The sequence below is a fragment of the Lactonifactor longoviformis genome (assembly GCF_042848515.1).
Taxonomy (GTDB): Bacteria; Bacillota; Clostridia; order Lachnospirales; family Lachnospiraceae; genus Lactonifactor; species Lactonifactor longoviformis.
The window spans coordinates 701,349-727,229 of record NZ_AP031453.1 but is presented as its reverse complement, the minus strand read 5'-3'; the positions used below and the strand labels follow the sequence as shown (position 1 = coordinate 727,229).

General features: G+C 46.1%; 25 protein-coding genes. 1 reads left to right on the top strand and 24 read right to left on the bottom strand.

Annotated elements, in window-relative coordinates; genetic code table 11:
* Positions 1–6 precede the first annotated feature (6 nt).
* From ACGHCT_RS03315 to ACGHCT_RS03235, 17 genes are all read right to left on the bottom strand, one after another.
* On the bottom strand, positions 7–1,149 hold the full coding sequence (locus ACGHCT_RS03315) for an aldo/keto reductase (RefSeq protein WP_390438208.1): 1,143 nt from the start codon (positions 1,147–1,149) through the stop codon (positions 7–9).
* A 74-nt stretch (positions 1,150–1,223) separates the two neighbouring features.
* Complete coding sequence (locus ACGHCT_RS03310; RefSeq protein WP_226902085.1) at positions 1,224–1,475, bottom strand: cysteine-rich small domain-containing protein; 252 nt, start codon at positions 1,473–1,475, stop codon at positions 1,224–1,226.
* 12 nt (positions 1,476–1,487) lie between these two features.
* Entirely contained in the window at positions 1,488–1,775 is a 288-nt protein-coding gene (locus tag ACGHCT_RS03305) for a hypothetical protein (RefSeq protein WP_154261284.1), read from the bottom strand.
* A 13-nt stretch (positions 1,776–1,788) separates the two neighbouring features.
* Positions 1,789–2,841, bottom strand: coding sequence for a DMT family transporter (locus tag ACGHCT_RS03300; protein WP_226902081.1), 1,053 nt, complete (start codon positions 2,839–2,841; stop codon positions 1,789–1,791).
* Positions 2,842–3,002: 161 nt separating this feature from the next.
* Positions 3,003–4,364: a dihydrolipoyl dehydrogenase gene (gene lpdA / locus ACGHCT_RS03295; protein ID WP_390438205.1), complete on the bottom strand. Its 1,362-nt coding sequence runs from the start codon at positions 4,362–4,364 to the stop codon at positions 3,003–3,005.
* Between the two features lie 60 nt (positions 4,365–4,424).
* Complete coding sequence (locus ACGHCT_RS03290; protein ID WP_256280781.1) at positions 4,425–5,765, bottom strand: hypothetical protein; 1,341 nt, start codon at positions 5,763–5,765, stop codon at positions 4,425–4,427.
* Between the two features lie 29 nt (positions 5,766–5,794).
* Positions 5,795–6,118 (bottom strand): cupin domain-containing protein, encoded by a 324-nt coding sequence (locus tag ACGHCT_RS03285; protein WP_154261293.1) that lies wholly within the window; start codon positions 6,116–6,118, stop codon positions 5,795–5,797.
* Positions 6,119–6,137: 19 nt separating this feature from the next.
* A complete protein-coding gene (locus ACGHCT_RS03280) occupies positions 6,138–7,373 on the bottom strand; it encodes a nitrate/nitrite transporter (RefSeq protein ID WP_390438202.1) in 1,236 nt (411 codons plus the stop codon).
* Positions 7,374–7,455: 82 nt separating this feature from the next.
* Positions 7,456–8,121: a hypothetical protein gene (locus ACGHCT_RS03275; RefSeq protein ID WP_154261297.1), complete on the bottom strand. Its 666-nt coding sequence runs from the start codon at positions 8,119–8,121 to the stop codon at positions 7,456–7,458.
* Between the two features lie 32 nt (positions 8,122–8,153).
* A complete protein-coding gene (locus ACGHCT_RS03270; RefSeq protein ID WP_390438200.1) occupies positions 8,154–9,671 on the bottom strand; it encodes an FGGY-family carbohydrate kinase in 1,518 nt (505 codons plus the stop codon).
* Positions 9,672–9,673: 2 nt separating this feature from the next.
* Positions 9,674–10,684: a lipoate--protein ligase gene (locus ACGHCT_RS03265; protein ID WP_390438198.1), complete on the bottom strand. Its 1,011-nt coding sequence runs from the start codon at positions 10,682–10,684 to the stop codon at positions 9,674–9,676.
* Between the two features lie 44 nt (positions 10,685–10,728).
* Positions 10,729–11,406, bottom strand: coding sequence for a dihydrolipoamide acetyltransferase family protein (locus ACGHCT_RS03260; RefSeq protein WP_154261303.1), 678 nt, complete (start codon positions 11,404–11,406; stop codon positions 10,729–10,731).
* Between the two features lie 77 nt (positions 11,407–11,483).
* Positions 11,484–13,256 carry a cobalamin B12-binding domain-containing protein gene (locus ACGHCT_RS03255; RefSeq protein WP_390438196.1) on the bottom strand — a complete coding sequence of 591 codons (1,773 nt, stop codon included), beginning with the start codon at positions 13,254–13,256 and terminating at the stop codon, positions 11,484–11,486.
* A gap of 32 nt (positions 13,257–13,288) precedes the next feature.
* Entirely contained in the window at positions 13,289–13,555 is a 267-nt protein-coding gene (locus ACGHCT_RS03250) for a biotin/lipoyl-containing protein (RefSeq protein ID WP_390438194.1), read from the bottom strand.
* Positions 13,556–13,677: 122 nt separating this feature from the next.
* Positions 13,678–14,658, bottom strand: a complete 981-nt coding sequence (locus ACGHCT_RS03245; RefSeq protein ID WP_072849394.1) for an alpha-ketoacid dehydrogenase subunit beta — start codon at positions 14,656–14,658, stop codon at positions 13,678–13,680.
* Positions 14,658–15,644: a thiamine pyrophosphate-dependent dehydrogenase E1 component subunit alpha gene (locus ACGHCT_RS03240; RefSeq protein ID WP_072849392.1), complete on the bottom strand. Its 987-nt coding sequence runs from the start codon at positions 15,642–15,644 to the stop codon at positions 14,658–14,660. The genes ACGHCT_RS03245 and ACGHCT_RS03240 overlap by 1 nt, the downstream gene beginning before the upstream one ends.
* Before the next feature lie 47 nt (positions 15,645–15,691).
* The gene (locus tag ACGHCT_RS03235; protein WP_226902074.1) at positions 15,692–17,365 is read right to left on the bottom strand and encodes a hydantoinase/oxoprolinase family protein; all 1,674 of its coding nucleotides are present in this window, start codon (positions 17,363–17,365) and stop codon (positions 15,692–15,694) included.
* Positions 17,366–17,853: 488 nt separating this feature from the next.
* On the opposite strand from ACGHCT_RS03235, the gene ACGHCT_RS03230 reads away from it, so the two are divergent.
* Entirely contained in the window at positions 17,854–18,885 is a 1,032-nt protein-coding gene (locus ACGHCT_RS03230) for an ROK family protein (RefSeq protein ID WP_226902072.1), read from the top strand.
* A 46-nt stretch (positions 18,886–18,931) separates the two neighbouring features.
* Here ACGHCT_RS03230 and ACGHCT_RS03225 read toward each other — a convergent pair whose 3' ends face one another.
* The 7 genes from ACGHCT_RS03225 to ACGHCT_RS03195 form a co-directional block, all read right to left on the bottom strand.
* Entirely contained in the window at positions 18,932–20,236 is a 1,305-nt protein-coding gene (locus ACGHCT_RS03225; RefSeq protein WP_390438190.1) for a TIGR02679 family protein, read from the bottom strand.
* The gene (locus ACGHCT_RS03220) at positions 20,226–21,086 is read right to left on the bottom strand and encodes an SbcC/MukB-like Walker B domain-containing protein (RefSeq protein ID WP_256280790.1); all 861 of its coding nucleotides are present in this window, start codon (positions 21,084–21,086) and stop codon (positions 20,226–20,228) included. The genes ACGHCT_RS03225 and ACGHCT_RS03220 overlap by 11 nt, the downstream gene beginning before the upstream one ends.
* Before the next feature lie 11 nt (positions 21,087–21,097).
* The gene (locus tag ACGHCT_RS03215; RefSeq protein ID WP_390438187.1) at positions 21,098–21,895 is read right to left on the bottom strand and encodes a hypothetical protein; all 798 of its coding nucleotides are present in this window, start codon (positions 21,893–21,895) and stop codon (positions 21,098–21,100) included.
* Positions 21,892–23,031 carry a TIGR02678 family protein gene (locus ACGHCT_RS03210; RefSeq protein ID WP_390438184.1) on the bottom strand — a complete coding sequence of 380 codons (1,140 nt, stop codon included), beginning with the start codon at positions 23,029–23,031 and terminating at the stop codon, positions 21,892–21,894. Before ACGHCT_RS03210 ends, ACGHCT_RS03215 begins: the two co-directional genes overlap by 4 nt.
* Positions 23,028–24,500: a TIGR02677 family protein gene (locus ACGHCT_RS03205; RefSeq protein ID WP_390438182.1), complete on the bottom strand. Its 1,473-nt coding sequence runs from the start codon at positions 24,498–24,500 to the stop codon at positions 23,028–23,030. The genes ACGHCT_RS03210 and ACGHCT_RS03205 overlap by 4 nt, the downstream gene beginning before the upstream one ends.
* A 364-nt stretch (positions 24,501–24,864) precedes the next feature.
* The gene (locus ACGHCT_RS03200) at positions 24,865–25,323 is read right to left on the bottom strand and encodes a hypothetical protein (protein WP_154256933.1); all 459 of its coding nucleotides are present in this window, start codon (positions 25,321–25,323) and stop codon (positions 24,865–24,867) included.
* 86 nt (positions 25,324–25,409) lie between these two features.
* Positions 25,410–25,880, bottom strand: coding sequence for a GNAT family N-acetyltransferase (locus tag ACGHCT_RS03195; protein ID WP_390438180.1), 471 nt, complete (start codon positions 25,878–25,880; stop codon positions 25,410–25,412).
* Between the last annotated feature and the right edge of the window lies 1 nt (position 25,881).

The window sequence follows — 25,881 nt, the reverse complement described above, 5'->3', positions numbered from 1 at the left end:
ATATCATTACCGAAATAGCAATTTAGCTTTATCCATACGCTCTGCCACGCGAACCCCAAAGGGACAGCGCTCTTCACACAGCCCGCATCCAATACAGTCTGCCGCATTGGAGGACAGCTCCCCATAATGAGCTTTTACCGTACTCGGAACTTCTTCCTGCATCACAGCCAGATCATAGAGCTTATTTACCATAGCAATATCTATTTTCTGGGGACATGGAGCACAATGGCCGCAATAAGTACACTGTCCGAAATAGGCATGGCGGGGTGCCCCTGCCAGCACACTGGCGTAATCTTTCTCCTCCTCAGAGGCAGTTTCATAGGCAACTGCTTCAGCCACATGCTCCGGCGTATCATACCCCACCATAACACTTGCCACCGCGGGTCTTGTGAGTGCATAGTGCAGGCACTGCACTGGCGTAAGTGCAACCCCGAAGGGAGATGTCTCAGCGGAAAACAAACGGCCTCCGGCATAACCTTTCATTACTGTTATACCTACTCCTCTCTCCTCACAGATCCGGTAAAGCTCCTCTCTCTCCGGAGCGATTCCCCTCAGTGTCTCATCGTAATCCTCTGCAAAATACTCATTCATATCCTCTGTGGCAGGCATCAGATCAAAGGCAGGATTGATACTGAACAAAATCATCTCTATCTCACTGCACCGGGCCGCCATCTTTGCCACATCCGGATTATGAGTGCTCATTCCGATATGCCGGATCGTCCCCCGTTCTTTCAGCTTACGGGTATACTCTATAAACTCCCCTGTCATAATCCGGTCAAATTCAGCAGCCTCATCCACAAAATGTATCATTCCCAAATCTATGTAATCTGTCTGCAGGCGATCCAGAAGATCCTGAAAGGCTTCTTTGACTTTTGCCATATCACGGGTGCGCACATATTGGCCATCCTGCCACGTAGAGCCCAAATGTCCCTGTATGATCCACCGTTCCCGTCTTCCTTTCAGTGCTGCTCCGATGTTGGTGCGCACCATAGGTTCCGACATCCAGCAGTCCAGAATATTAATTCCATTCGCCTCACAGCAGTCAATGACTTCCTCCACTTCCTCTGCATTGTGCCGCTCCAGCCACTCTGCTCCCAAACCGATTTCACTCACGCACAAGCCTGTATTACCCAATTGTCGATATCTCATTTTGATTTCTCCTTTCGTATTATGCTGTTCCGCGCTTCCCTGTTCTTACGATATTATCCACACTCTTTCTTGTTTTATCTTATAGTCTGCTTTGACAGCCAGTCTATGATACTATCGTAATTCTGAGGCTGATGGGGAAATGTACAATTCGTGCAGTCCTTGATCCTCCCCCCGCTTTTCGCTTTCAGATATTTTGGCTTACCAGGACACTTCTCGGAAATATAAAAGGGACAATAGCAGAACAGACAGTTCATTTCTTCGATTCCGCTGTGGCACGGATAATATTTGCAGCTCTTATTGGCAAAAAATCTGTATGAATTCTCCACGTACTACACCTCTCAATTCTCTTCACAATCGGACGCCGGGATCATCTTTCTGCACGACTTCCCAAAATCAGTTACTTCATAGGTTATGTTAAGTTTGCCATCTGCGGCCATCCCAATGGCTGCAGCTTTCATAATTCCCACCCCGCAGTAGGTACTGATAATCTTTTCTATGTTTTTTACCGAGGTTGTTCTCTCCCCCTTATATTCCTCCTGAAGCTTTTTAGCCACTTCCTCGGAAGAAAAGGTACTATTTTTTAAAATAGCATATTCTAAAACTCTTGACTTAATGGGCAGTCTCATAAAATCTCCTTATCTACACATCTCTCAGATTAAACAATTCCGATGGTTTTGCCAGCACAATCAATATTCCTACAACAATGACAAAGGCCCCCAGAATCCCCAGAGCTGTCACCGAAAAAGAAATAATTCCCATCTTAGACATTACAATTCCTATGGGAATACTCCATATGGGAGTGGAAAATAAAATTGCTGACCCCCTGGTCGCTCCGCAGTAACTGTACGCCACATAAATTCCGTTGTACTGGATTGTCAGAAAAATAATAGACATAAACAAGAACAGTAAAATGATCGGTTCTGAAAAAATCACTGCATAGATCTGCGTAATCCAGTTTACATGACCGGTTGCCGCACAGACGATAAGTGCGCACAGTAATTCTATAAGAGAACCGCCGATCATACGGTAGAGGGGGCATACAATAAGAGGATCTGACACATCAATGGCATGTGTGCTGATAATTGCTTCAATGGCATATCCGATCGGCGCCGCCGCTGTTATGATAAGGCCCAGATAGAAATGGCTGACCCCTTCGGGAGGGGCAATACTTGCGATAACCACACCGGCAACTGTAAGGATAATTCCAACAAAAACACGGATTCCCGTCTTTTCCTTCAAGAATATTGTTCCTAAAATTGCCGTTATTACAGGGGTTAACCCAATGATGCAATTCCCATAAGTAGACCCGCAAAAGCTGATCCCCACGATGGAGCAGGCGGTTGCCACCGGTCCCCCAAGAATAGAAGCTCCTAATACAGTTCTTGAAGATTTCACCCTCCAGATTCTCAGATATTCTGCAAGGGGGATTCCCCGTATGGTATTAAAAAGTATCATTAGGATCCCTCCGCAAAGCTCGCAGAAAGATAGTATGACAAGAGTTAATACATAAGTGAAGACAATTACATTTGGAAAGGACTGGCTGATTCGCTCCGAAGCTGTCACATTGAAGTTCTGGAAAATAACCAATGACAGGGCAGAGATCCAGGCCAGACCCAGTCCCAGCATTGCTAACCTGACTTTTCTGTCTTCATAGATTTTTTTTGCTTTCGCATTCTCACTGAAAGTATCCATAAAAATACCTATCGCTTTCTATATATTTATGCCTTACGCTATGATAGCAGTCATAGACCCCGGCACCTGATTTTCTAATTAAATGCCCCCTGTAATTTATAGATTGAACTGCCATTTCATTACAGGGGGCGGAGGATTACTCTAATGATGAATCAATAAAACTACATAAATAATGCTTCTCTGATTACCTCACCCACAGTGGGATGGGGAAATACCAGTTTTTGTAATTCAGCGAGCGGCTTTTTCGATGCAATCATCATCTCTGCACCGCAGATGATTTCAGAGGCGTAGCTGCCGATCATATGGACACCAACCACTGTATTGTCCTCCAGATTCACGATTAGCTTACAGATACCGTCGCCTCTTTCTACCTCTGCAAGATATCTCCCGGAGTAATTCATAGAAACGCTGATACTTCTTACCTTCATTCCTTTGGCAGCTGCACTTTCCTCAGTTTCTCCAACCCCTGCCACTTCCGGATCCGTATAGATTACGGATGGAATCCTGGAATAATCCATAGTATCTTCAATTCCAAGAATATGGTTTACCGCCACCTCTGCCTCTCTGTAGGCTGTATGGGCAAGCATTATTTTTCCATTTACATCGCCTACCGCATACACGCCTTCCACGTTAGTTCTGAGATGTTCGTCGGTTACCACCGCACTGCGGTTCATTTCAAGCCCCAGGTTTTCTAATCCCATATTTTCTGTATAGGCCCGCCGGCCGATTGCACAGAGAACAGCATCTGCTTCAGCAATTTTTTCACTGCCCTTTTGTTCGTACAAAACACCTTGTCCGGTAACCCCGGTTACCTTACAGCCCAGCTTAAATTTGATGCCCTTCCTCTTATATGCTCTCAGCAAAATCTCTGAAATCTCAGCTTCTGTAGGGCCTGCAATTTTATCCAGCATCTCAACGATGGTCACCTCAACGCCAACCATAGCATAATAAGATGCCATTTCCAGGCCAATGACGCCGCCCCCTATCACCACCAGCTTTTCGGGGAGATTGGTTCTGCTGAGCGCCTCGGCATTCGTCATCACGTAACCTGAAGCGATTCCTTCCTTCAGTCCTGGTATGCCGGGAATCACCGGCACCGAGCCGCAAGCGAGTATTAATTTCTCTCCAATATACGTCTTGTCATCTGCCCGGACCATGAATCCGTCTGAAGTTCTGCCCTCCACATAGCCCATGGCAGATACGACGGTTACTTGATTGGCGTCCATAATTGCCTTCACACCTGCTACCAGTGAGCCAACCACCTGATTCTTGCGCTGAATTACCTGTTCCTGATGAATCTCTACGTTATCTGCCGTAACGCCGAATCCTTTGCTGTTTTGCGCATGCTGATAAAGCTTGGCAGAATTCAGCATGGCTTTTGAAGGGATGCATCCCTCATTCAGACAGGTACCTCCCAGCGCCCGCTTTTCAATCAATACAACCGATTTTCCTGCCGCAGCGGCGCGCTCCGCCGCCAGATAACCGCCGGGACCGCCGCCTAATACAATAATATCTGCTTTCATCTTACATATCTCCATTCCTCTGTATCCCTCAGGGCACAAAGCATTTCTATAGAAAGGTAATTATTTAAGAATCACCTTCTGAATGCCCATATAATCACATACAAGCTTTACAATGTCTGTATAATTGCCCTCTTTGATGACTACATGATGGTGCAGTCCTGCTTTAATCATCTGATCAATTACCCGGCTTGGCTTCTGTCCGTCAGCTCTCAGCTTAAGAACCAGCTTCTCGCCGCCGTCTACCCACTCTTCGTGGCTCACAGGCAGGGTCTCGCCCTCTGCGATCAGAACCTGGTAATTTCCGGCACTTCCCTGCATGTCACAGAAAGTAACCTTATCCATTGCTTTTAACGGAACTCCGATAAAGGCTCCCATCTCTCCGGACGGATTCGTGACAACTTTATCAATGCTGTCAGCCAGAGAGGCCGCGGAACTGCCCTCGTGACAGATCGTCATATAATCAGCTTCATCGTCAAAGGCTCCAATCTCACCAAGTGCGCATGTGCCGCCGTCGGAAGCAAGATTTAAAATATACTGGATCACAGCATGGGCAATATCCCCTTCTGTATCTACAATAATATCCTCATCAGCCAGCCAGGAAGCTGTCTGGTTCATCAGGCCCCCATAGTTTGGATAGCATTCCGCTGCAATGGCGTTAAGTCCGGTATCCTTTATCATGGCTTTTGTGGCCATATACACTTTTGCCATCCAAAGCATACACGCATCGCTGCACTTAACCGTCCCTGTGCGATCCTTTAATTCTTCCAGGGTCTTTTTCGCCTCTGCATCGCAGATTTTCTCAGCGGCATCTGTAATTTCTTCCATTTCAAAGTGAATAATTGTGGGGCCCAAAGTCGTGGAAAACTCCCACTCCTCAATACTCATATCCTGAGGACCTGCAACTCTCCATGTCTGGCGGGGACCTACCAGAGCCAGACGCATAGATTTTACTTTATCAATAATCTGTCCGGCGCGTGCCACATTTTTAATCTTTTTGATGAGGGCTTCATCGTCTGCAAGACCATATACATACTCGAAATGTATTCCGGGATTCTTTAAGGCGGATCCAAAGTTCTGCACACAGCCAATAGAGAATGTTTCCGGATAAGGCACAGCCCAGAACACCACCGGAACCTTTAACTCGTGAATAAACAGATATTTAAGAGAATCCGTTACCCAGGTTACATCCATAATGGCCACAGATTCGATCCCTGCTGCCTTAAACTGGTCGCAGACATTCAGTGCATCCGTGGAGTTCCATACGGAACGGTTCGCCACAACCACATCGATCCCTGCATCTGTCATTGCCTTGGCCGCACTGTTGATCAACTCATCGTATCTCTGTCCGCCGCTTTCTACGGGACTGCAAAGTCCTACTAAACCCATTTTTGCTTTGTTCATTTGATCATCTCCAATCATTTATAAAAAGTTTAAACCGGACCGCCGCACCAGGAAATCAGTGCAGCCTCGGTCCCTATATTTGTGATTTCATGAGGTTCCCCTTCTTCAATAAGAAGCAAATCCCCTTCCAATAATTCATAGCAGCATCCTGTCTCCGGGTTCCGCACAATTACGTGCCCTCTGCTGACGAAAAAAGTTTCATGGGAGATTGGATGACCCGGATCCACTCCGCCTGTCTGTCCGGGCAGCAGTTCAGATGTCCCAAACCAGATTTTATCCGTTCTGCAGTAATCTCTCACTACTTCCGGTCCATCCAGACTGACCTTAGCTGCAGCCTTTCTAATAATTTGCATAGCTCTCTCCAATCCCTTCTTATTTTGCTAACTCTTTTGCAACCTCGTCCTTTTCCCGGATAAAAAGTCTAACCAGAATAACATTTGTGAATAAGGTTAGTACGGCACAGAACGCCAGTCCAATCCAGTAAGAATCTGTAAAGTCCTTCACAACGCCCACAATCTGCTGGAAGACAAACATACCTACCAGGAATGATACGCCCTGGATAATCCCATTGGCGGGTCCGATCTTGGATGACTGCGTGGTATCAGAAAGAAGTGCAAACCCTATAGGATATACAACGTAAGCGCAGAATCCTGTACAGATCATACCAACCACAACAATAGAAACGATTCCGCCCTGGTTGCCGAAGATCATAAGCAGATATCCCGCTACCATTCCCACGCCGCCGATGAGCATGGTTGGCCTTCTCTTGCCCATTTTGTCAGAAATTGCACCGAACAGCAGACTGGAAACAATACCTACTGCAGTAAATAAGGTAGAGGCTAATCCTGCATTGGAACTTGACATACCCAGATCCACTAACATACTGGGTCCCCAATAATTGGCAATTCCCAATCCGCCCAGTACACCTGTAACGGCAATACAATGTGCAATGGTGTTTTTGTTCATTGCCTTATCGTATTTATTGGATTCATCTGCCGCGGAAGAGGCTTCATCTATATCCATAATTCCTGGATCCTTTAAAATCAGAATCAGAATCACAAGTACAACTACTACAAAAACGATTACCGAAATATTTCCGCTTGAGATACCCAGACGTTCCAGCAGCAGTGAAAAAATATACAGTGCACAGAAGGTACCAATGCCGTCTGCTGCTGTCATTGCTCCTGTGGCAACTCCCATTTTATTCGTTCCATTAAACCAGTGAACCGCAAGCGTATATGCCGCATTATAGATACAGGCATTTCCAAAACCGCTCACCAGTCTGGAGATAATAAGTACTGCATAAGATGGAGCAAAGAAGAACATTGCATGGCCCACAATCATAATGCCAATGCCAAGCATGGTGAAGAATTTACATCCTCTCTTTTCCACCATGGCACCTACGATAAACAAACCAATGCCGCAGGCAAAGGAATAGGCGGTATTAATAATACTTAACTGGGAATAAGAAATACTGTAGGTTTCCATAATGTAATCCGAAAGTGTTCCGTGACAATACTGGAAAAATGGTGCGATAGAGCCTGCGATCACACATAAAACTAACATAAACCATTGCTTTTTACTCGGGTTGACTAATTTTTCATTCATTTTTTACACCCTCCATTCCGTTCAAGATCATTTTATCTAATAAGTAACCTTCTCCCTGGCTGCCTTATTGCCGCTGCCGCTTTTACAAAAGTGAAACAACTTTCTCAAGATTTTCCCGGAATGTACCATCTGCAGCAAACTTTTTATCAAACAGTGCGCTGCCCATTGTAAATGTCCACGGATTCATCTTACGTACCGTCTCGATCCGTTCCGGAGAATCAATACTTCCTGCCATGATAACCGGTAACTTGGAATTCTTGATAAAGTCTGCAGAAAATACCTCCGGATCCCCCTGTGAGTAACGATAGCCTAACAGGTCAACACCAAAAACCCCCTTGTTTCTGTATTCCGCTTCCTGCTCCAGGCAGAAGGAAACAGTTCCCTCCAGAACGCTGGGACTGCCGGAGACTTTTCCCACAAACGGACAGTATTTCAGATCCTGCTGTTTGATATACTCCAGTACACTGTCATAGAAGATTGTACCCGCAAGGTAATCAAAGCCGCACTCTACGGCCAGTTTTGCACCGCGCATACATTCTTCTTCTGAATATGTAACAACCTCCAAAAATGTAGTTTTCCCGGCCTGCTTCATCAGCTGACATAACTCTCTCATCTGCGCAGGCGGCATGCCAACGTCCTTAAATCCCCAGTTTACCACAGGCAGATCCCTGCAGCTCTCAAATACTTCTTTTGCATTTGACACTGTAACATCATGATGTGTCAGCATAACAATTAATTTTTCAACCATTTTAATGATCTCCTTCTTCTATTTATATATAGTTACATGGTCTGGTCAAAGCATCCAGTCAAATCAGAAAACAGTCTGCGGTACATTTCGTATCCCTCCCCGTAAACCTCTTTGTTTTCCGGATCAGGGTCAAAGACAGTTTTTATATCGATCATGCTGTCTACCGCACCATCTATGCTGTCAAATATGCCCACTGCTTTCCCGGCCAGAATTGCCGCACCCAGACATGCCGCTTCTTTTGATTTTGTGGTAAGTAACCGCTTACCTGTAATATCAGATTTAATCTGGCTCCAGACAGCGCTCTTAGAGCCTCCTCCCAGGGATCGGATTTCGTTTACTTCAATTCCCATCTTGGAGAGGGTATCAATATTTCGCTGCAGAATATAGCCCACAGCCTCAAAAATAGCTCTTACAAAATGTGCTTTTGTGTGCTTCATAGTAAACCCGAACCACACTCCCTTGGCTTTGGCATTTACATCCGGCGCCAGGGATCCGGACAGGTGAGGAAGCATCAGCAGTCCTTCGGCTCCGGCAGGAACGCTGTCTGCTTCTTTTCCCATTAAGTCGTAGGCATCCTCTGTGGATATGGCTGCAACCGCCATCTCATCCTGGCAGAACTTGTCTCGGAACCATCGAAGGGCCATTCCTCCGGTGGTAAAGGTATGCATCATATACATATCCGGTATGGCAAAATAGTGCAAAGGCATCTTCCTGTTGGGGTCAAAGGTGGGTTCTGCAACCGGTACACAGATCGCCAGCGCAGATCCAATGTTTTCAGAGAACATACCCGGGTGAACATTGCCCACGCCGATGGCACCCGCCGCCTGGTCAAGGGCACCGGTGCATATGGTAATATCCTCTCCCAGCCCCAGTTCTGCCCGTATCTCAGGAAGCATTCTCCCCACAGCTTCCCCTGACTCACGTACAGGCGCCAGCTGTTCTTCTTTTATTCCGATAAACTCCAGCATTTCAGGCCAGTATTTCTTTGTGGTAATATTCCAGTAAGCAGAGGAGCAGACTAAGGATCCCTCTGTGGCGAATAATCCGGTCATTCTATAGATAAAATAGTCTTCAATCAATAAATACTTATACGTCTGCCGGAATATTTCCGGTTCATTTTTCTTAATCCATAAGATCTTTGCCGCCGGCCAGCAGGGCTCAAAGCTCACCTGTCCGGTTACCTGATAGCACGTATCATCCCCGAAACGCTCTGTCATTTCTTTTGCTTCATCAACTGCCCGGTTATCCATCCAGACAATAGCATTCCTTAACGGCCGGCCATTTTTGTCAATACAGATCATGGTTTCCCCCTGCGCAGATATTGCCAGCGCAACACTGTCCTGCGCAGTTATGGGATATTGTGTTTTTAAATCAGCCAGGCCGTCGCAGAATGCCTTCCAATAAACCTCTGCGTCTTCTTCTACAAAATTTACTTTTGGAGTCATCAGACTATATTCCTGAGTGGATACAGCTAAAAGACCTCCTTTATTGTCAAATAGTGCAATTTTAAGAGCCGTCGTTCCCAGATCCAGACCAATCAATAACTTCATGCCTAACATTTACCTCCAAAATCACTTTTTTCCTCGAAGAAGCAGCTTGTTACTTCTTCTGCCGTAATAGAGCCGAAATACATCTGTATCGGTATCTCCCGCAATACGTTCACAACTTTTTCTTTTTCATAAGCAATACCAGTCAATTTTTTCTCTACCGCGCTTACGCTCTGCAGCGCCAGGAAATCACCGTTGATTACACAATGAGCAATTCTGCCGTCTGCAATGTCCAGATTTACTTCTACCGTTCCCCCCAAAAATCGTTTCCGGTTTTTATAATTACATTTTGGGGATCGGCTGAAATTCCATTCCTTACTTCTGTATTTTTCGTCGGCCAACTTTTCAATCTGTCCAAGCGCCCGAGCATCAAGCTGCACATTTTCGAACGCACCTCCTCTGCTCCAGTAATCTATGAGCAGGTCCTTTACTCCCTGAATATCAATGGGAAAGGGTACATAGTCCTGTATGTTTGTAACTCTGCTGCGCACAGATTTTACACTTTTGGACTGAAATTTATCCGGTGAAACATGGAGAACTCCGCTCAAAAGTTCCAGATCAGAAGCGATCAAAAGCGTTCCGTGCTGCAGCAGCCGATTCTTTGCCAACGTCTGTGCGCTGCCCGAAATCTTCTTTCCATCCAGCAGCAAATCATTGCGCCCCTTCAGTTCAATCTCCAGACCATACTCCCGAAAGGCCTCTGTGACAGGCTCAAGCAGCTTTCCGAAATCCACGCCTCTGCCCTCATTCCAATCCGTTATGTAGGAATAATTCAGGTTGCCCAGGTCATGGTAGACTGTCCCGCCGCCTGTGATTCTGCGTACAATATTCACCTTTAATTCTTCTGCCTTTGACAGATTGATTTCTTCATACGGATTCTGGTGCAGACCCATGACAATGGTATTCTCATTCTGCCAAAGGATTAAATAATCGTCGTCCCTGCAATTTTTTAAAACATATTCTTCAAATGCAAGGTTGTAATAAGGATCCACTTTTGCCGTCTCTAAATATTTCATCTTTTCTCACTGCTTTCCGGTATTTTGCTGACTGGTAATACATCCTAGATTTCCATTGTCTCCATTAATTCTTTTACATAACTGAAGAATTTTGCCGCGTAAGCCCCGTCAATCATCCGGTGATCAGCCACAAGATTCAGGTTCATCATAGGCCTCACGGTAATCTCACCGTCAATTACCACAGGGGTGTCTTTCATCTTTGTGACGCCCAGAATTGCAGCCTCCGGCTGGTTAATAATAGGGGAAAAGCTCTCAATTCCCATCATCCCCAGGTTTGTAATGGTAAAGGTACCTCCTGTGATGTCATCCATAGTGATTTGATTCTTCTTGGTTCTGAAAACAGAATCGTTGGTTTCCTTCGCAATTGTATAAATATCCTTATTCGCTACATCCTTAATGTTCGGTACCATCAATCCCTCTTCCAGAGCCACTGCCAGACCAATATTCACCTGGTCATGTATGATGATTTCATTATCCTGAAAGCTGGAATTAAACAATTCGTATTCGGTAATAGCCTTTGCACAGACCTTCATCAATATATGATTCAGGGTGACTTTCCGGCTTTTATCCTCATTATCCTTATTTAACTTTTTCAGCAAAGCCAGCGTATGAGTCATATCTACGCTCAGAGTAAAGGCAACACGGGGAGATACGCTCCAGCTTTCGCTCATTCTCTCCGCTATGATTTTTCTCATGCCTGACACTTTTATCTTTTTTTCCATTCTGCCTCACCTTTTCTATCATACCCTTTCTACTGTCAGAATACCCTTATCCCGACAGTTCCAAAGGGCGTTTCTACTTACTGCTGTGTAATTTTGTCCAGAAGGTCTTCTACTGTTGTCACTGTTGTGATTCCTAGTTCCTGAATCTCTTTTGTAACGTCAGAAGGTACATCATCATCTTCATTTAAAAAGCTCTGGAGCACACCGCCGAAGAAGAATCTGTATTTGCGTCCCCTCTCGGCCGCCAGTTTTACAATCAGTTTTGCGTAGGGCAATGCCTGTCCGTTGTGGAGGCTGACACAGATATCTGTAATGTTATTCTCATCTGCCAGATCCAGCACATCGATTGCTTCCAGCTGGTTTCCGCCGTCAATCACATCTGCGCCAAATTCCTTCATAACTCCTGCAATTACTGCGGCGCCTGCAAAATGAACATCCGCGGAGGCAACGCAGATTCTGTGATCCTTGAGAAGCCCAGGATATTTGGTATCTTTCAGAAGAGTAATCTGATTGGCCAGTTCATTCTGGGTTGCATTCCACAAAGCTGCGGGCATTAACGGTACGATGGTTTCGTTGCCGTCCTCAACAATGGAAGGATGGAACAATTTCTCCAGCGTAAACGGATCGATGGCCTTTAAGACAACCATAAGTTCAATGGGATTTGTAATATCAACACCAGCTTCCGCAAGACCGTCCAGCATGTAATGGAACATCCTGTCTGACAGCTCAATGGTCTGATCCCTCAGTCTTTCAATGGGATCCCAGTTCATCAGAGGCTCCCAGTAATAGGCAACTTCCTGTGCTCTCTGACAAGCCCCTGTCATATCCAGCATCTCCGGAACCGTAGGAATCGCTACCTTTTCTGTAATAGGAACTGAAAGGAATGCACATCCTGTCTTAAAATGCTTTTCTGCAAGAATCAGAAGCAGCACTTCCGGAATCTGGAAACCGTAATTAGCCTGTATATGATGATCCCAGTGACTGATGGTATCCGGATAAACAAAACCGATTCCCGGCTGATCCTCTTTGCTGAAGACTTCACTTGCGGCAAGCCACAGAGCCGTCTTGTGCATAATGTCCTGAGTAAAGTTTCCGAAGCTGTAGGAGTATCTGGCGCCGCAGAGATCACATACAATGTATTGATCCATTCTGGCCCACGCAAGTGAGGTGGCAAGGTCATTGAAGTAGGCTCCATACGAGTCGTCGGACTGTCCGTTTACAATGATTTTGTCATCGTATCTGGAAGCCACGATCCCAAGGGCCTTCACATTCTCGGTCATGTTCCAGACTTCATCCGGACAGCCCGGGGCAACCTGTACATAGGTGCTGAACAGTCCTGTCCACTGAGATCCGGCCTCGATAGAATTGATTGTGGTTTCCACAGCGTTTGGCCAGCCCAGGTGATTATCGCCAAATACGGGGGCAACGCTGGAGGCCATAGTAATTGCTTCCCAATCCTCCGGCTCATTCAGCATAAATCCCAGAGAAATGGGCAGCCCCTCTCTCTTATCTTTGGGAACTCCGGTAATATTCTGGGGGAGCTGATGTGCCATGCTGATATTCAGGCCGGTCTCTTCATTAAACTTCTCAGCCTCTTTCATTGCCGCGACCTGCTCTTCCACGCTTGAGAGGCCCGTGTTAATTTTCCAGCACATTTCTCCTTTTTCCTTCAGCTTCATACGGTAGTCCACTGGCTTCATACCATATTTCTTTTCAAAAGGAATTGTCTCTATCTTTAGATTTTTTCCAATCTCATATCCTTCCTGCCAGACTTTCTTCCAGTCCGGAATATTGTCAGGAATTAAGCTTGCTATATAATCTCTGTTCGCTTTATTTAATAGTTTCCCCATAGATCTCTCTCCATTAAGGATTCCCGAGTATGTTACAGATACGCAGAAATGTCCTCATTCTCATCTTCAGCTACAATAAGCACCGGTGTCTGGCATGCAATTTTGGTTCCTTCTTCTACCAGAAGTTTTCTTACAATCCCGTCCATATCAGATTCTGCCTGATTTGTAATCTTATCTGTGGAAACCTCATATAAAGCGTCTCCCTCAGAAACTGTGTCTCCCTCTTTTACGAGATACTTTTCTACAGTTCCTTCTTTCATTGTTGCTCCCATTCTTGGAAGCTTAAATACCTTTACCATTTTTATCCTCCTAAAATAATCTTTTAAAACGTGACCTTTTTTATTTTATTTTTTGAAAAAGCCCTATGGCCGCCCGCAGGGCATGGAGCAGAGCGCCCGGCGGGGGCCGGCCTTTTTCCTGCTTACTCCATTACTTTCTTAACAGCGGTAACAATATCATTCTTCTGCGGGAAGTAATAATCTTCTAGACTTACGGTATAAGGACAAGGAATATTCAGAGCGCCCACGCGTACAATTCCCTTATCCAGGGTCTCGAACATATCTTCCGCCACATTTGCAGCCAATTCTCCGGACCATGCACCTCTTTTCACCTCTTCGGTAACGATGACAAGCTTTCTGGTCTTGGCGATTGATTTGTAAACAAGTTCTTTATCAAATGGATATAAGGTTCTCGGGTCAATAACCTCTGCACTGATTCCCTCTTTCTCCAGTTCCTCTGCCGCTTCCAGAGCTTTCAGCACACACAGTCCGGTGGCAACTAAGGTAACATCACTGCCGGGTTTCTTAATGTCCGCACTTCCAAGAGGAATCGGGGAGTATACATCCTTGTCTACTACATCACCCTTTGTCTGGTATAACATCTGATGCTCAAATACCATGACCGGGTTGTCATCTTCAATGGCGGTCAGCAGCAGGCCGTACACATCCTGGGGAGTTGAAGGATATACAACCTTCAGTCCGGGAACATGTACCAGCATTGCCTCCAGAGACTGGGAATGCTGTGCGGCACACTGCATTCCGCCGCCGCTGGTAAGTCTCAGCGTCATAGGAACATTCATTCCCCCGCCGTACATATATCTGAATTTTGCAGTCTGGTTCATAATCTGATCCATACAGCATCCCATAAAGTCGTTGTACATCAGCTCAGCTACCGGACGCATTCCGGTAAGGGCAGCCCCTGCGGAAAGGCCAACAATCATCTGCTCAGCCACGGGTGTATCACGAACCCTCTCTTTTCCAAACTGCTTGTATAATCCTCTGGTAGCGCCCATAGAACCGTCTACAAAACCAACGTCCTCACCAATACAGAAAACCGTAGGATCCTTCTCCATCTCAAAACGGATTGCGTCAGCTACCGCTTCTGAAAAATACATATTTCTCATTATCTCGCCTCCTCTACAATATCTGTGTACACGTCTTCAAGTGCTGATTCTTTTGCCGGGAATGAACTTTCAGCGGCAAACTTCACTGCTTCTTTTACCATGCCCTTTACTTTTTCCTGAACAGCCTTAAGATCTTCATCAGTAGCCACACCATTGTCCTTTAAATACTCTTCAAATCTTGGAATCGGGTCATGATCCGGCTGTTTCCAGAGTTTCACTTCCTCAGGATTGCGGTAGTTCTCCGGTTCTCCCTCAAAATGGCCTCTCCAGCGGTACGTTTTGCACTCAATATAGGTTGGTCCATAACCGTTTCTTGCACGATCGATCGCTCTCTTGGCAGCATCGCAGACAGCTAAAATATCGTTGCCGTCTACCACTTCGCTTGGCATTGCGTATCCGGCTGCACGGTCTGCGGTGTTCTCGTTTGCCATGCCGTTTGTTATCCGGCAGGATACTGCGTAAAGGTTGTTCTCATTTACGAACACAACCGGAAGATTCCAGAGGGTGGCAATATTCATGGCCTCATGGAAGGAGCCTTCTGCTGTTGACCCGTCTCCGTGGAAACAGATGCAGACCTTATCTGTTTTCAGCATCATGGATGAGAATGCTGCTCCAGTGGCCAGGGTAAAGCCGCCCCCTACAATACCGTTTGCTCCAAGGATTCCCAGCTCCGTGTCTGCAATGTGCATGGAACCGCCCTTTCCTTTGCAATATCCGGTTTCTTTTCCCCACAGCTCAGCCATCATTTTATTCATATCAGCGCCTTTTGCGATAATATGGCCATGTCCTCTGTGGGTACTTGTGATGTAGTCGCCGTCAACGAGATTTGCACATACACCGGTTGCAATTGCTTCCTCCCCGATGTACAGATGTACAAACCCAAGCACATCTCCTTCTGCAAAGCTCTTCGCTGTCTGGAACTCAAACTGGCGAATCTTCTGCATGGTTTCATACATTTCCAGTAACTTTTTGTGTGATAAATTCATGTTCTTCCTCCTTAAATTTTTATTTTAAAAAAGCTAGAAAGCCTTCTTTAAGCATTAGCAAATATTTTTCCGCCGACCAGCACTTTGATCTGCGTCTCCAGATACTTTCCGTAGTCGCTGTCATCCTCACTTACGACAGTTCCATCTTCGTCCACATCAAGCTCTTTATACATAATCCGGTCGTCGTCAAGATACATATTCCGACATTCATACCTGATATAAGAGATTTCTAAATTTTGTTCCTGAATCAGCCTTACTGCATACTCTTTTGTGACATCCACGCCCTTTTGCAGGGCATCCTCCAGCTCATCAAACTCAAACCGTTCATTTACCGCATGTACTAAGTATCCTCCGCTGTCTTCCCCCAGACGGATTACTGCTTCTATCTCTACACTCACACCGGAGGTTGCAGCTCCCACCGCATTCGCCACTTCATAGTGCTTTGGAACCATCAGGTTAAAATTATATTGTTTCTGGGCGATTCGATACCAGGATTCTGCAGGTGCACCAATGGCACAGATGGGACATTTAATCCTTCGGAACCTTTTCAAATTGTTGTAGATTTTATCTGCGATAGCGTCTCTCACCTGTTCCACATATTCATCAGACGAAGTTTCCGCAAGTGCAGCCTGTTCCCGGATCGCCTCAACTGCATTCACCCGGTCCCACGCAACAAACTCACCAGTATAGTGAAGCACGTCTGTGGGGGTTACATTATGTTCTCCCCCACGGCAGGAGGGAAGCAGCCGTTCCGGACCAATCTCAATCTTCCCGTCATCTATCTTTACCGCGCTGTCTCCGCCGAGGCCGTATGTATATAGCTGGGCAGAGCGGATCCGGATCTGCCAGTCCCCCACTACCGCACCGTCTTTAGAAAGCTCCACTCTTTTATTTCGTACAATCCCAATGTCTGTGGTAGTCCCGCCCATATCAACCACAACCGCATTCTTTACTCCCGTAAGATTTATTGCCCCGATAATGCTTGCTGCCGGCCCGGATAAAACGGTATCAATGGGGGTGTTGCGGATGGCATCGATTTTAGCAATCGTACCGTCGCCTTTTACCACAAAAACAGGTGCACCGATTTTCTGTTCATCCAGAATGGTTTTAATTGCTTTCACAAAATTATCAATAATCGGCAGAAGTCCCGCATTCACAACTGCCGTGTTTGTCCTCTCCAGATATCCAAGCTCTGAGACAAGTTCATGACCGCACACCACCGGCAAATCACAGATGCTTTTGATTACCGCTTTTACTCTTTGTTCCAGAATCGGGTTCCTCACACTCGCCTGGCCGGATACCGCAAAAGCTTCCACTTTTGGCATCAGTTCCTTTACCGCCCGTTTGACCTCCTCCTTGTCGATATCCCTTATAATCCGTCCTTTGATATTGACCTTTCCTTCCACAGCGATGCACTCATTAGTAGCTAGTTTCCCTACCGGTACACCGCCTATCATCAAAAGCCCTATCTGCCCAATTTTTCCTTCAACCGTTGCGTTCGTAGCTAAGGTTGTAGACAGAACCACTTTTTCGATTTTGCTGATATCTGACTTTGACAACCCCAGGCTCACAATGCTGTTTCTGATTCCTATCTCCAGCTTCTCATGAGTGGTAATTGCTTTCGCCTTACGCTTAATGCAATCAGCCCCCTGTATCTCTGTGTCCAATAACACCGCATCTGTGTACGTTCCCCCCGTGTCAATTCCAACTACATATGACATCCTGCCACCCTCCAGACTTATTAAATTTTTCCGTCCATTTTCTTTCGGCACCATTAACGTTTTATATTGCATTATGTATTAAATTATGTCTTGCCGTAAGTTTTATTATAAAACAGATTTTATCTCATTCTCCCTTTTCTGTCAATATGTTTTTTTAACTTTAATTAAAGTTTTTATTTTTGGTAAATGCTGTATTTTTTGATAACTTTTTAACACAGTACAGAGACAGCGCCCTTACCTGGGGGTAACTTGCATTCCCCTGGAATGAATTGAGATTTATTACGGATTTCATGACAAAAAAAAGCGCCGGAATCCGTATTCCGACGTCTCTTTTTTTCCATATACCTGTGCGCACACTAAATTATTGTATTTTACTCAAAACTATGAACCATCTGACATGGCCTTGTTATGTCTTGACAATTTGTGTTTTTACGTTTATGATAAGTCTTGTCATAAGTATTTTCTATGGCTTATTATTGGAGGATAAAATGAATACACCTATTAGAACAACAATGCTGTTAAAACAGCAGAATAAAGAACTGGTCATTTCTGCGTTCCGGGAAATCGGCCAGGGAACCCGCAACGAAATAGCACAGCTCACAGGCTTAAGTATTTCAACCTGCGGAAATATCATCCGGGAGTTAGTGGAATCGGGTGAACTCTCACAAGGAGATATGGCTCCGTCCCAGGGCGGCCGCCCATCGAAAATATATATTTACAATGCCAATACTTCTCTGGCTTTGGCTATATCCCTTGTGGCAAATGGGGAATTTAATCAAATCGAATTGGCTACGGTGAATCTCCAGGGCACTGTGCTGGCGAGAGAGTCTTACATGCAGCCTCTGCATCAGCTTTCCTTTGAATTTTTGGACTCTTTAATCGCTAAGCAGTTTGAAGAAACGCCTAAAATTAAGGTTATCGGAATCGGGATACCAGGCATGGTAGTCCACGGAGAGGTTTTATACTGTGATATGGAAGAGCTGGAGCATCTGAACTTAAGGGATTTATTACAGACAAAATACCATGTGAAGGTATTTATTGACAATGAGATGCATTTTAAAACCTTTGGTTATTTTCAGGCACATTCGGATATTGGTCTGAAAGACTATGCCTTGCTAAATGTGCCCGAACATTACACGTATGGAGCCGGTTTTATGGTGAACGGACATCTTATCCGCGGAAACGCTAACTTTTCCGGCGAGATCAACTTTTTGCCTTACGTGTCCTCAAGAAAAGAGTTGATTGAACAATGTGCCGGCGACAGCACATTTGTGGATCTGATTTCAAAAGTCATCATTACCATTATTACCATTACGGATCCCCGCTATATCATCCTTTGCGGCTTCCGTTTTACCAGTGAGCTGGTCCTGGAGATTCAGGAAAATGTGAATAAGGTACTGCCGCCCCAGTTACTGCCCCATTTTCATTTACAGCAGGATATTTCGGATGAATATTTGACAGGAATCATAAGTGTTATCACTAATCTTTTAACCGATAAAGAACCGTACTCGCAATCGTAGTCCATCCCTTATCTATAATTCTGTAACATTCCTGTCCGGCAGCCTTTTACGCCCTCAGAGGCTGCCCTTCTGACAAATCTCCAAGCAGTTTCCGCAGAAGATTTTCCTGGTAAGCTGCCTTTTTTATCTCTTTTAAACACAAAGCTGTCTGAGCCAGACCCGGATTCTGAATGGTATCTAGCTGTGACATACTTCTTGACTCCAGCATCTCCTCAGATAACCCTCTTTTGTAATCTTCCGGCGACATTCTCCAGATACGGATATTTTCCGGGTATCTTTGCCATATTCTGTCTGCAATGCCCAGGCCTTCGGGATCGATATCCCCGCTGTAATAGATCTCAGTCTTCCCCTGAACCAGAAGACGAATCAGCTCCAGTGCGGCGGTGCGCATCTGCCCGGACGTACACAGCAGAGTAATATTCTGCCTCCTCACCTTTTCATACAGATAGCGAAAGACCATTTCATTTTCCACAATAAAGGCGCGTCCATTTTCCCCCAATGCCAGTTCACACCCCATCAGATTCATACTGGTCAGAGTTAACGGCTCCTGTAAATGATAAAACGCCTCCGGCCCCGGATGCAGACCTCCGTTCTTTCTCAGATGTACGCCGTATGTGATTACCATGCTGGCTACATCATCCGGAAGAATCCCTGCCGCTGTCAGCAATTCTTTCCACTCATAGGCCGAGGCGGGATATTCCCGGCTTTGAGAAAAGCAGAGACTATGGATCAAAAGTGTTCCGGCCGGGGTTCCCCTGTCAAAGTAGTGGGGATTCCCGGTAATCTTTGCAGACAACACCGCCACAGGAATGTCCCCCCGGGTGTTATCCTGGGTCCAGGCAAGGGCCTCTCCCACATATTTTGCCAGAAGAAAGGCGTTTTTTTCACTGTTTTCCTGCTCCCGGTTCAGCACCGCATACCCATACCTCCGCTCCTCCTGCATCCTCTGATACCATTGACAGACACCGTGGGCTCCTCTCTGTCGGAAATATTGCTGCACCTGATGGAAAAAAGCCTCTCTTTGCCGCATCCTCTCCTGCCTTTTATTGCTGTTGGTCACTATTTTTTCCCGGAAGTAGGCTTCCAGTAACTCCTCCAGGGTAATTGGAGCAAACCTGGTGTCCTGCAGGGCCTTTTCCACCTGGTTCAGTGTGATTTTTACATCCGCCTCCCAAAAGGTTTGGCCCAGCATTCTTTCCAGAGCCTTTCTCTCCTCCCCGGAGCAATTTTTCAGACATATAGTCCCCGCGCATCTCCCGTAGGACTGCCATTTTTTGCGCATCTCATCAAACAGCCTTTTTAACTCTTTCTGCTGCCTGAAGTAAGCACCGCATTCCCCACTATTGCTCATCTAATATCCTTTCGTGTCCATTCCAGGTATAGTAAATGACTGTTATCACCTGCGAGTTCTGCGGCCGCAAAAGCTCGGCAATTTTCAGCCCTTTTACAGTTTCGTAGCATCCCCAGAGTGCCTGGGAATTCATAATATAATCAAACTCCAGCTTTTCTACCAGCTCAAACATACTGCTGATGTTTTTGTCATCCACGCCTGCAAATGCCTCGTCCAGGGCAATCATCCGCGGATGGTCCCGGTTCTCTGCCTTTTGATACTGTGCGTTCACCGCCGCAAACAGAGGTACGTACATAGCCATTGCCTTTTCCCCTCCGCTGAAGCGGTTGAATGCAGCGTTGGTCAGCGGCTTCTTTCCTTCCTGATTCCTGTAAAAGGACATTTGAAAGGTGAACCATTTGCGGTAATCCAGCGCGTCGCGTACCAGATCCATATAATTGACCACCCCGCCTTCCTCTTCCAGCCTGCGCTTTTCTGTTTTTATCTTACTCCTGAAATGAGAGGCAACCCTTTCGATGTCCTCAGGCGTGAGAAGCTTCCGGTCACGGAGCAATATATGTTCCAGTTCCAGGGTATCCAGTTCCTCTTCATTCTCCGCAGACTTAGGGCGCCAGTCCAGGGAAAAACTGAGTCCCATGGAGGTATCCATATCTTTCATAAGCCCGGACATATCCTGCACCCATTTCCGGCTCTCTGCGATCCGGTCTGTCAGCTGATGGCTGATGGTCTGGGAGAGAATGTCCTCGAACAGCTCTCTGTCCTTTTCCTGGATGAGCAGTTCTGTCTCCTCAATCGCGGATTTCAGGGTGTGATAGAATTCCTCCAGATAAAGCTTCTTTCCGTTCCACACAGAAACCAGCCTTACCCGTTTCCTGGTTGCCCGAAGGCCCTCCTCTGTCTCTCCGAAACAATCCCAAAGGCGCGGCTCAGCTGATCCAGGCTCTCCTGAATGCCGTCCATTTTTTCCATAGCGTCTACCATGGCACGGAGATCCTCGTCTGTCAGTGTCTGCAGGGATTCGTTGAGGATTTCATACACTTTAGTGGGCTTAAATTCCTTGGACAGCTTGGGCGCACGGACCTTTACCAGCAGCCGGATAAACTGCTCATACTGTTCCGGCCTGCGAAATCCAAAGATATATTTATTCACCATTGCCTTATATTCCCCAGGCACATCGGTAAAAGGGGTATCCTCTCCCACGATTTTTCTCAGCTCCTGTTTGCTGTACGGCAGCCTGGTGCTTCCTGTTTCCTTGTAAAGCCAAAGATCATACCCAATCCTGCGCCCGTCCAGGAGCACAAAGCCCCAGAAATCCATTGCCTTCCCCCGGTGGGCCCGCTGGCCGATCCCGATGGTACGGTATTCCCCGGTATCCTCCTTTATGAATTCCAGGAACAGATAACCGGTGGCCTCTTCTTTGCCTTCCTCTCCCAGAAAATAATATTCCATCCTCCGATCACTGGAACCAAAGGGATCCAGACGGCTGGGTGTCCGATCTCCATCCAGAATAAAAGGGATAAAGCTCTGGGTTGTAATAGACTTTCCGGAGCCGTTCTGGCCCCGGAGAAGCAGCTTTCCGTCCGTAAGGTCTATAATCTCTTCATCGTACAGCCAAAAATTTACAAACCCAATGCGATTCATTTTCCAACGGCCGCTCATTTATCTTCCTCCCCACCCTTATAATCTGCCGGGTAAAATCCCGATACTTTTCCTGCTGCAGGCAGAATGCAGAGTTTCTCCTCCTCTGCCCGCAGCATCATCCAGGATTTCATATACTCCTGTACATTTTTTATCAGCTTCTCTTTTTCCATTTCCCTGTATTCCTTACTCCAGGCCCCTTTCCATTTTTCCCGGCACTCCCATACCAGCCCGGCAAAGGCCGCGGGTTCCATATAAATCCGTTCATTCTCTGCCTTTGTAAGCCTGCCTGCTTCCAATTCCACGCGGATATTGGCACAGACAAGTGTCACCAGCTCCGGAAGCATAGCATCCCGGGGATGTGACCTTCCGTAACAGTCATCCTCCTCCAGCATCCAGAATGCGGCGTGTTTATGTATATCCAGCCTTCCCCCCAGATACTCTCCCATATATCTGGAAACCCAGGCGCGCTGGTTCTTCAGATACAGGGAATCCGGGTCCTCGTTGTTCTCCCAGTACAAAGCCGGACTGGTCGCCAGCTGCCGGTATACACGGTTTATCCTGATGTGCCCTCTGTCCTCTGTAAGCTCTTCCATCTGGTTTTTTTCAAAGTCCTCCCAGGATTGAAAGGCGGAGATATCACAGCTGAAGCTGGCCGCAAAATATTTGGAGTATCCGGTATTCTCATACAGCACTTCCTGTCCTGCCTCCTGGCCGAATGACTCACTGCTGCCCTCGTATACACGAAGCATAGAAAGCCGCTCCAGAAACTGCAGCACCCTCACCAGGGACTTTCTCTGTGAAAATGATGTCCAGTCAATCTCCATAAATGCTTTCAGCTGCACCCCCACAAAATCAATCAGCTCTGACAAAAGAAACTGCTCTTGTTCCTCTTTGTCCTCCAGATACATCAGAAGTACACATAAAATACAGTAATCCCGTATTTCCTGGAACTCCTGAATTCCCATAAATGCCTCCGCATGTGCAGGTATCTTTTCCAGTTTCAAAAGGTGGTCTGTGTGGATCAGCCGCCATCCCAGCTGTTCCCTCACAAACTTCTGAAAGTGTGATATCCCGTGCTTTACCTTATAATACGCCTCTTTGTCCGTATCCTTGCAAATCCAGTAATTTTCCAGCAACTCTCTAATCTCACTCATAGGTCAAACTCCAAAATATAAGCCGGCATTCTTAAGTCTCCGTCCTCGCACTTCAGTACACAGGTTTCCCCTGTATTTACCAGCCGAAATTCCTGGCCGAACTCCGTCCTGCCCTTTTTCTCCGAATTCATATTCGCCTGGGCAATCCACTGCAGAAACACAATTCTGGCCGTTTCCGGCACGGTCTCTTCTATCCGGGAAAACTCCAGCCGGTTATCCTTGATATACCGCAGCACCAGACGTTTTTCCCTTTCTATACGCTGCAGGTATTCATTTCTGCGCAAAAGCTTTTCAAAAGATTTATCGGCAAACCCCTGGCGGTCTCTTTTTTCTCTGTAATTCCGCGTATGAGGCTTCAGCAAATATTCCATGGGGGCTTCCCCGTAGACACTGCCGGTAATGCCATCGGTTTCTCTGACCGCATTTGCTTTAAAATGCTGAATATTCTGCACCCCAAAAATATGTGCGGAGAGCTTGTGTGCATCTTCCATATTTCCACAGTCCGCAAATAGCTTAAGAAATTTTTTGTAATCGTCCTTACGGCTGATTCCCCAGTTCTGCACCTGGACAATCAGGGCCGCATTCTGTATAATACTGCGGATAATATCATTTGTTATTCTCAGAACCTTGCTGCATTCACAGCCATGCTCCGGCGTATCCAAAAACCAGTTTTTCAGGGATTCCCACTTTCCCCGGACATTCTCCCGGATACTAGATTTTGCATCCCCGTGCAGTTCCAGAAGTGCATGCGGGATCTCCAGTTCACTCTGCACTACCTTCTCAAGCAGAACACCCTCGATTGCCTCCTGATGCTTTTCCAGGATCCGGCTGATCTTTTTCCCATGATTCTGCAGTTCCTGGACAAATTCATGCAGATACTTGATAAACTTATCCTTATGTACAATAAATTCCACGGATTTCAGAAGATGATCGGTCCGGCCAGAGTAAAAGTCTCTCAGATAATCCTGATAGTTCTGGTTCAGCCTCTTAAAATCCTCCTGAATGTTTCTCCACCACTCATTGAGTTCCTTCAGGCTGCACTGCTTCATGTCCTCCGCCTCATCAAGCCTTCTCTCCAGACGCACAAACAGATTTGTGGACAAATTCCCTGACTCCAGAAACAGATTTTCCAGGCGCACCGTCATCCTTTCTATCTCCACCGCATATTCCGACATGGTGTAGCGGTACTGTTTGTTTTTGTAATCCGCAATCGTATATACCCTTCCAGGATCCTGAATAGGAGTGAGGTTCTTCCATTTTACAAGCGCCTCCAAGTCTATCTTTAACTGCTCAATTGTATAAGAAACAAACTCCGGTTCCTCCCGGAGCTGCTCATAAATCTCTTCTTTATAGAGCTGAAAATGCATTTTTTCATATTCCTGATAGCATACACGCATGATTTTTCGGTATTGGGGGGAGCTGGGCACCGATAAATAGGCCGCCTCCTCTATGGCTTCCAGATATTTCATTGCATCACCTGATCTTTCTGTGGATGGAAAAAGGCTTGAGGCACATCATTAGTTTCGTATGTTTTTTATTCTACCATTATATTATTTTTTTCTCCATATGAGGATTTCAATATTTTACATATCATGGGTTCTCTTTGTTCACTCCTTTCCCTGCTTCTGGAATACTAGCTCCCTCTGCACGCAAAACGGGCCAATCCGCACAAGGCAGACTGGCCCTTCCTTGGCAAGCAGCAGGCTTGCCCGGCATCTATGCTTATGATATGAAATTTTTAGAGCATGCCGCTCATGAGAAATCAGCGAAGTGAGTCTCCGTTCATCCTTCCATAAGCAGGAAGCTCGATTTGCGCAGCATACACAATGCTTATCATATGCGCTGGGCATATATGTCAAAATTAATCTGCCATTCACCGTCATCCTTTACCATCACATCCTGCCAATGAAAATTATTATCCTCGATTTTGACAAACACCCATTTTCGTCTTTCATTCTCAATGTTCGTAAGGACTATGATATCGTCTTGTTTTCTCGCTTCAAAGCGCATAATTTTCCCTGTATAACAATACGCAATATCCCAAGCATACGTCCCGGGGTTATAAACGCGGAGCGTCGTTCCGTATTCATAATCGGGCAGGAGAATAACATCCTGAATTGCCATTCCGTCTAGAATCCATGAAAAATGCCACTCACCTTTTATCGAATGAGAATTGCTATTATCAATGTAATCGATTTTCCAACTGCCGATAAGCTTCCCGAAATAGTTAAATTCTTCGGGCAGCTCCACATTTTTACCTTCACTTGTCAACGCATTGAAAAAGTTTTGCATATATTAATTCCTCCGATAATGTAATAATATCTGCTGCAAATTCCAGTTTGCCGAACGTATCTGCCCGCCCTGGCCTTGCCTGTTAATCAACGCAAGGGTTTCACATAAATCTCCTTTTCCTTGTCGAGCATAAAGCCGCAGGACAGCAGCAGACCGCAGGAAGCCTTATTCTCCGGCTCTGGCTGTACCACAATCCTTTCAGCGTCAGGGTGAAGGGCGATCCTGTCTGTTAAGTCTGCCACGATTCTTTTGCCAAAGCCTCTTCGGAGGCAAGCGGATTCCCCAATCATGTAGTCAATGCTGTAGGAACCGCCCAGCGCTGTGTAGCCTTCCCAAGATTCATCGCTGTCCTTGCATGCATAATACTGGCAAAAACCGATGGGTTTTCCTTCATACTCCACAATAAAGTGGTGTATCCAGCAAAACTCCCTGTCCTGCTTCTCAACCTCGTTGATCCAATCCAGTGGCTCATGATACCACTTGGCAACGTGGGGTGTATACAGCCATTTTTTGAATATTTCTAAATCAGTCTGTTCCATATGTCTTATCCTAAACATA